The 6,515-nt window shown below is 66.8% G+C and carries 5 protein-coding genes; all 5 read left to right on the top strand.

Features of this window, described 5'->3' with window-relative positions; genetic code table 11:
* A partial coding sequence (gene prpC / locus AC3FMM_RS24250) for a bifunctional 2-methylcitrate synthase/citrate synthase (RefSeq protein WP_488687591.1) occupies nucleotides 1-1,124 on the top strand: 1,124 nt, incomplete at its 5' end.
* Between the two features lie 176 nt (nucleotides 1,125-1,300).
* Nucleotides 1,301-1,861 carry a hypothetical protein gene (locus AC3FMM_RS24245; protein ID WP_115680686.1) on the top strand — a complete coding sequence of 187 codons (561 nt, stop codon included), beginning with the start codon at nucleotides 1,301-1,303 and terminating at the stop codon, nucleotides 1,859-1,861.
* Between the two features lie 214 nt (nucleotides 1,862-2,075).
* On the top strand, nucleotides 2,076-4,781 hold the full coding sequence (gene acnA / locus AC3FMM_RS24240) for an aconitate hydratase AcnA (protein ID WP_115710208.1): 2,706 nt from the start codon (nucleotides 2,076-2,078) through the stop codon (nucleotides 4,779-4,781).
* Nucleotides 4,782-5,014: 233 nt separating this feature from the next.
* Nucleotides 5,015-5,179 carry a hypothetical protein gene (locus AC3FMM_RS24235; protein ID WP_172581746.1) on the top strand — a complete coding sequence of 55 codons (165 nt, stop codon included), beginning with the start codon at nucleotides 5,015-5,017 and terminating at the stop codon, nucleotides 5,177-5,179.
* Nucleotides 5,180-5,287: 108 nt separating this feature from the next.
* A complete protein-coding gene (locus AC3FMM_RS24230; protein ID WP_115680688.1) occupies nucleotides 5,288-6,490 on the top strand; it encodes a DUF2863 family protein in 1,203 nt (400 codons plus the stop codon).
* Nucleotides 6,491-6,515: the final 25 nt, after the last annotated feature.

The following is a 6,515-nucleotide window of genomic DNA, read 5'->3' as shown; positions in this document are numbered from 1 at the left end:
CCAAGAAATCCGTCGCGCTGTCGGGCGTGACCGCCGGCAACACCGCGCTGTGCACCGTCGGCCGCACCGGCAATGACCTGCACTACCGCGGCTACGACATCCTCGACATCGCCGAGACCTGCGAATTCGAGGAGATCGCCCACCTGCTGGTGCACGGCAAGCTGCCGACCAAATCCGAGCTGGCCGCCTACAAGGCCAAGCTGAAGTCGCTGCGCGGCCTGCCCGCCAACGTCAAGGCGGCGCTGGAATGGGTGCCCGCCAGCGCCCATCCGATGGACGTGATGCGCACCGGCGTGTCGGTGCTGGGCACGGTGCTGCCGGAGAAGGAAGACCACAACACCCCGGGCGCGCGCGACATCGCCGACCGGCTGATGGCCAGCCTCGGCTCGATGCTGCTGTACTGGTACCACTACAGCCACAACGGCCGCCGCATCGAAGTGGAGACCGACGATGACTCGATCGGTGGCCACTTCCTGCACCTGCTGCACGGCGAGAAGCCGTCGGCGCTGTGGGAGCGCGCCATGAACACCTCGCTCAACCTGTACGCCGAGCACGAGTTCAACGCCTCGACCTTCACCGCGCGCGTGATCGCCGGCACCGGCTCGGACATGTACTCGTCGATCGCCGGCGCGATCGGCGCGCTGCGCGGCCCCAAGCACGGCGGCGCCAACGAGGTCGCGTTCGAGATCCAGAAGCGCTACGACAACCCGGACGAGGCCCAGGCCGACATCACCCGCCGCGTCGAGAACAAGGAGGTCGTAATCGGCTTCGGCCACCCGGTGTACACCACCGGCGACCCGCGCAACCAGGTGATCAAGGAAGTGGCGAAGAAGCTGTCGAAGGACGCCGGCTCGATGAAGATGTTCGACATCGCCGAGCGCCTGGAAACGGTGATGTGGGACATCAAGAAAATGTTCCCCAACCTGGACTGGTTCAGCGCGGTCAGCTACCACATGATGGGCGTGCCCACCGCGATGTTCACGCCGCTGTTCGTGATCTCGCGCACCTCGGGCTGGGCCGCGCACATCATCGAGCAGCGCATCGACAACAAGATCATCCGCCCCAGCGCCAACTACACCGGGCCGGAGAACCTGAAGTTCGTGCCGATCGGCAAGCGCAAGTGAAGCCGGCCCAAGTGAAGCCGGCCCAACAGCGGCGCCGATTATGTAACCAAAGCCCAGAGCACTACGCCGCCCCGGCCAAATCGTAGAGAATAGCGGCGGCAATGATCCCAGCGCCGCCCGCCTGCCGGGGGCACATGACCATAAATCGATTTCAGTATCCGAAAGGCACTCACAAAATGAAACATCTTGTCCTTGCCGCCTGCATCGGCGCCTTCAGCCTGACCACCGCCACCGCCGTGATGGCGCAGGAGCCGGCCAAGAAGACCACCACCAAGAAGAAGTCGTCGACCAAGAAGAAGGCCGCCGCCGGCGCGGCCGCCGCGGCCGGCACCGCTGCGGCGGTGACCCCGAGCGGCGAGAAGTGGCAATGCGAACTGGGCAACAGCCTGTATATCGCCGGCGACATGCTGCGCGACGAAATCCTGACCGTGCACTGGCAAGGCCGCGACTACAAGCTGCCGCGCCAGGCCACGGTGACCGGCGCCGACCGCTACTACGACGCCCGCACCGGCCTGGACCTGGTGGTGATCCCGAGCAAGGCCATGCTGTTCAACAAGAACTTGGGCCAGCGCCTCGCCGACGATTGCCAGAGCGCCGCCATGCAGGCCGGCGCCGCGGCCCCGACCCAGGCCGGCGGCCTGCGCGCGCCGGCCACCACCCCGCTGCTGGTGACCCCGCCGGACGGCCAGACGATTCAGCCCGGAAGCACCCAGCAAACCGCCGCGCCCAAGCAGTAAGCCGTACCGGGGCGCTGGCGGCCGCTGCCTTGCGGCCGCCAGCGCCCTTTTGCCTTGCCGTGCCGGGTGGCGGCGGAGCCGCACCCCGGTTAGAGTATGCAGTTGCAGTGCGCTGCCTGCCTCGGACCGCGGTCAAACGCCGTGGCAGCGCACCGGGGTCTCGATTCAGGTCCGAGCCAATGCCATCGCATCATCCTTCGATCGGAGTACGGCAATGCCCCACAACCTCAAGAACACGCTAAAAGAATTCAGCATCGGCTCTTCCGGCAAGGGCCAGTATTACTCCCTGCCCCAGCTGGGCGAGGCACTGGACCTGGACATCGGCCGCCTGCCGGTGTCGATCCGCGTGGTGCTGGAATCGGTGCTGCGCAACTGCGACGGCAAGAAGGTCACCGAGGAACACGTCCGCCAGCTGGCCAACTGGAAGCCCAACGCCGAGCGCGTCGACGAGATTCCCTTCGTGGTGGCGCGCGTGGTCTTGCAGGACTTCACCGGGGTGCCGCTGCTGGCCGACCTGGCGGCGATGCGCAACGTCGCCGAGAAGATGGGCAAGAACCCCAAGCAGATCGAGCCGCTGGTGCCGGTGGACCTGGTGGTCGACCACTCGGTGCAGATCGACCACTTCCGCGAAAAGAAGGCCCTGGACCTGAACATGCAGCTGGAATTCCAGCGCAACAACGAGCGCTACCAGTTCATGAAGTGGGGCATGCAGGCCTTCGACACCTTCGGCGTGGTGCAGCCGGGCTTCGGCATCGTGCACCAGGTCAACCTGGAATACCTGGCGCGCGGCGTGCACCGCAAGGACGGCGTCTACTACCCTGACACGCTGGTCGGCACCGATTCGCACACCACCATGATCAACGGCATCGGCGTGGTCGGCTGGGGCGTCGGCGGCATCGAGGCCGAGGCCGGCATGCTGGGCCAGCCGGTGTACTTCCTGACCCCGGACGTGGTCGGCGTCGAACTCAAGGGCCGCCTGCGCGAAGGCGTGACCGCCACCGACCTGGTGCTGACCATCACCGAGATGCTGCGCAAGGAGAAGGTGGTGGGCAAGTTCGTCGAGTTCTTCGGCGAAGGCACCGCCAGCCTGGCCCTGCCCGACCGCGCCACCATCGGCAACATGGCGCCCGAATACGGCGCCACCATGGGCTTCTTCCCGGTGGACGAGAAGACCATCGAATACTTCCGCGGCACCGGCCGCACCGACGAGGAAATCGCCGCATTCGAGGGCTATTTCCGGGCGCAGGACATGTTCGGCATCCCCGGCGCCGGCGAGATCGACTACAGCAAGGTGGTGACGCTGGACCTGGCCACGGTGGCGCCGTCGCTGGCGGGCCCCAAGCGCCCGCAGGACCGCATCGAGATCGGCAACGTCAAGAGCACCTTTGCCTCGCTGTTCAGCAAGCCGGTGGCCGAGAACGGCTTCAACAAGGATGCCGCCGACCTGAACCGCAGCTACAGCACCGCCGACGGCATCGAAGTGCGCAACGGCGACGTGCTGATCGCCGCCATCACCTCGTGCACCAACACCTCCAACCCCAGCGTGCTGCTGGGCGCCGGCCTGCTGGCCAAGAAGGCGGTCGAAGCCGGCCTGAGCGTGGCGCCGCATATCAAGACCTCGCTGGCGCCGGGCAGCCGCGTGGTCACCGAATACCTGAAGGCCGCGGGCTTGCTGCCGTACCTGGAAAAGCTGGGCTTCGGCGTGACCGCCTACGGCTGCACCACCTGCATCGGCAATGCCGGCGACCTGACGCCCGAGCTGAACGAGGCCATCACCAGCAACGACCTGGTCGCCGCCGCGGTGCTGTCGGGCAACCGCAATTTCGAGGCCCGCATCCACCCCAACATCCGCGCCAACTTCCTGGCGTCGCCGCCGCTGGTGGTGGCCTATGCCATCGCCGGCAACGTCACGCGCGACCTGATGACCGAGCCGGTCGGCAAGGGCAAGGACGGCCGCGACATCTGGCTGGGCGACATCTGGCCAAGCTCCGACGAGATCCACGCCCTGATGAAGTACGCGATGGACGCCAAGACCTTCAAGGGCAACTACGAGCAGGTCAAGAAGCCGAGCAAGCTGTGGGGCGCGATCCAGGGCACCAAGGGCCAGGTCTACGACTGGCCCCGCTCCACCTATATCGCCGAGCCGCCCTTCTTCCAGGACTTCAGCATGGAGCCGTCGGCGACCTCGGCGAGCGTGCGCGGCGCGCGCGCGCTGGGCATCTTCGGCGATTCGGTGACCACCGACCATATCTCGCCGGCCGGCTCGATCAAGGACACCTCGCCGGCGGGCAAGTACCTGCTGTCGCACGGCGTGCTCAAGGCCGACTTCAACAGCTACGGCTCGCGCCGCGGCAACCATGAGGTGATGATGCGCGGCACCTTTGCCAACGTGCGCATCAAGAACTTGATGATCCCGCCGACGGCGGACGGTGCGCGCGTGGAAGGCGGCATCACCATCCACCAGCCCACCGGCGAGCAGATGTCGATCTATGACGCGGCGATGAAGTATGTCGCCGAGGGCACGCCCACGGTGGTGTTCGGCGGCGAAGAATACGGCACCGGCTCGTCGCGCGACTGGGCCGCCAAGGGCACCCAGCTGCTGGGCGTAAAGGCCGTGATTGCGCGCAGCTTCGAGCGCATCCACCGCTCCAACCTGGTCGGCATGGGCGTGCTGCCGCTGCAGTTCAAGGGCGCAGACAGCGCCCAGACGCTGGGTATCACCGGCAACGAGACCTTCGACATCGAAGGCATCGAGGGCGACCTGAAGCCGCAGCAGGACGTGGTGCTGGTGATCAAGCGCGCCAACGGCGACGTGCAGCGCGTGCCGGTGCTGCTGCGCATCGATACGCCGATCGAGGTCGACTACTACAACCACGGCGGCATCCTGCCGTTCGTGCTGCGCCAGCTGCTGGCCGCCTGAGCGCCATCAGCGCCATCCGCGCCATCCGCGCCAACGACGCCGCCCGTCCCGTCCTTTCCAGGTCCGGGGCAGGCGGCGTTTTTTCATTGGCGCTTGCGACTCGGGCATCACCTGCGGGCCCGCGCATCGCGTGTAAGTTTGACGCAAGCCATGGCTGTCAAACTGTGTCGCACAAGAACGCGGCCGAACGACCGCAAGCCGGACCCCGGCATCACCCAGAACCAGGAGACACCATGGTCAAGATCCTCATCGCATTCATCGTGGTCGCCGGCGCGGCCCTCTACCTGCTGACCAAGGGCGGCAGCGACGTTTCCATTTCCGGCGAATCGCACAGCGTCGAGAGCCATGCGCCCGCGGCCCCGGCAGCGTCCGCGGCCCCCGCCCCGGCCGAGAAATAATCGTCGCGCAGGCAGCAGCATCCACATCGACCGCACGCATATAGCGGTCTCCCTGTCAACGCAACGAGTAGAATACCGTTTTACGCAAAAAACGGACGGTTTCTTTCTATGGCAGGTTTTCGCCCCAAGGCTTCCCCGCGACTCTCTCCCGACGCCGAGCGTCTGGTGGCCGATGCGCTCGCCCTCGACGCATCGGGCAGCCGCATGGAAGACGGATACTGGGAGCGGCGGCTTTCGCAGCGCCTTGGCCGCCTGCTGAAGAACGGTAGCCAGACCGCGCTCGACGCGGCGCTGGAGCACCTGTTCAAGCACAATGCCGACGCCTCCGACGTGCTCGCCGAGCAGGCCGAGACGCTGGCCGAATCCGCCTCGATCGAGGTCGACGGCCAGCACTATGACGCGCTGCTGATCGCCGCGCCGATCCTGGCGCACACCCGCTACGCGATCCCGTCCGGCACGCTCAAGCCCGAACTGGCGCAGACCCTGGCGGTGCACCTGCAGGCACATGTGCTCGCCAACGGCACCAAGGTCGCGCTGTCGCCCTACCTGTACAGCATCGACCAGCTGCCGCGCACGCACAGCGACACCTTCGCGCTGACGCACAAGCTGGCCGCGGCCGCCCTGGCCGGCGCGGTGCCCAAGGTCGACCTGCGCGACCTGCCCGAGACCGCGCCGATCCTGGCCGATCCGCGCTACCTGCTGGCGGTGGTGGTGGCGCCGCGCGAACAGGCGCTGTTCCGCTGGCAGGAAGACGCCAAGGACCATCACGCCGAGCGCTCGACCTGCCTGGAACAATGGCGCAGCCAGGTGCAGCCTTCGGTGGCGCTGCTGCTGCCGGGCTGCGAGTTCGAGCTGCTGCTGCCGGACGCGTTCTTCCTGTCCTGCCGCGAATCCGACAAGAGCATCCGCCCGCTGACCGTGCGCGCCGCCGTCAACTACCTGTGCGGCACGCTGGACATCTCCGCGGGTCAACTGGCCGCGGTGGTGGCCGCCTTCGGCGAGGAAGTGGTCGAGGAATACCGCGTCGGCTTCACCATGCGCGGCGAGAAGGATGTGATCTACGGCATCGTCTGGCCGGTCTACGGCCGCGAAGCCGGCGAGGTCGATGCCGACGAAAAAGGCAATCCGCTCGAGCAGATCTGCGAGGAACTGCGCAATGCCGGCGTCGAGGACATCTTCCGCCACGCCGCGCTGTTCGATCCGGAATACTGCGAAGACTGCGGCACGCCGCTGTACGCCGACCGCAACGGCGAGATCGTCCACGCCGAGCTGCCGGAAGACGCGCCGACGCAGCAGCCGCTGTTCCACTAAGCGCGCTGGCAGCGAGCCAGGCAGC

Source organism: Cupriavidus sp. 207A1 (genome assembly GCF_057798955.1).
Note: the sequence above shows the minus strand (reverse complement) of the source record. Positions and strands in the feature narration are given on the sequence as shown.

Bases quoted from the DNA above. Each gene is read 5' to 3' on its own strand.
- AC3FMM_RS24245 (WP_115680686.1), top strand. From the start codon at position 1,301: ATGAAACATCTTGTCCTTGCCGCCTGCATCGGCGCCTTCAGCCTGACC.
- AC3FMM_RS24235 (WP_172581746.1), top strand. From the start codon at position 5,015: ATGGTCAAGATCCTCATCGCATTCATCGTGGTCGCCGGCGCGGCCCTC.
- acnA (WP_115710208.1), top strand. From the start codon at position 2,076: ATGCCCCACAACCTCAAGAACACGCTAAAAGAATTCAGCATCGGCTCT.
- AC3FMM_RS24230 (WP_115680688.1), top strand. From the start codon at position 5,288: ATGGCAGGTTTTCGCCCCAAGGCTTCCCCGCGACTCTCTCCCGACGCC.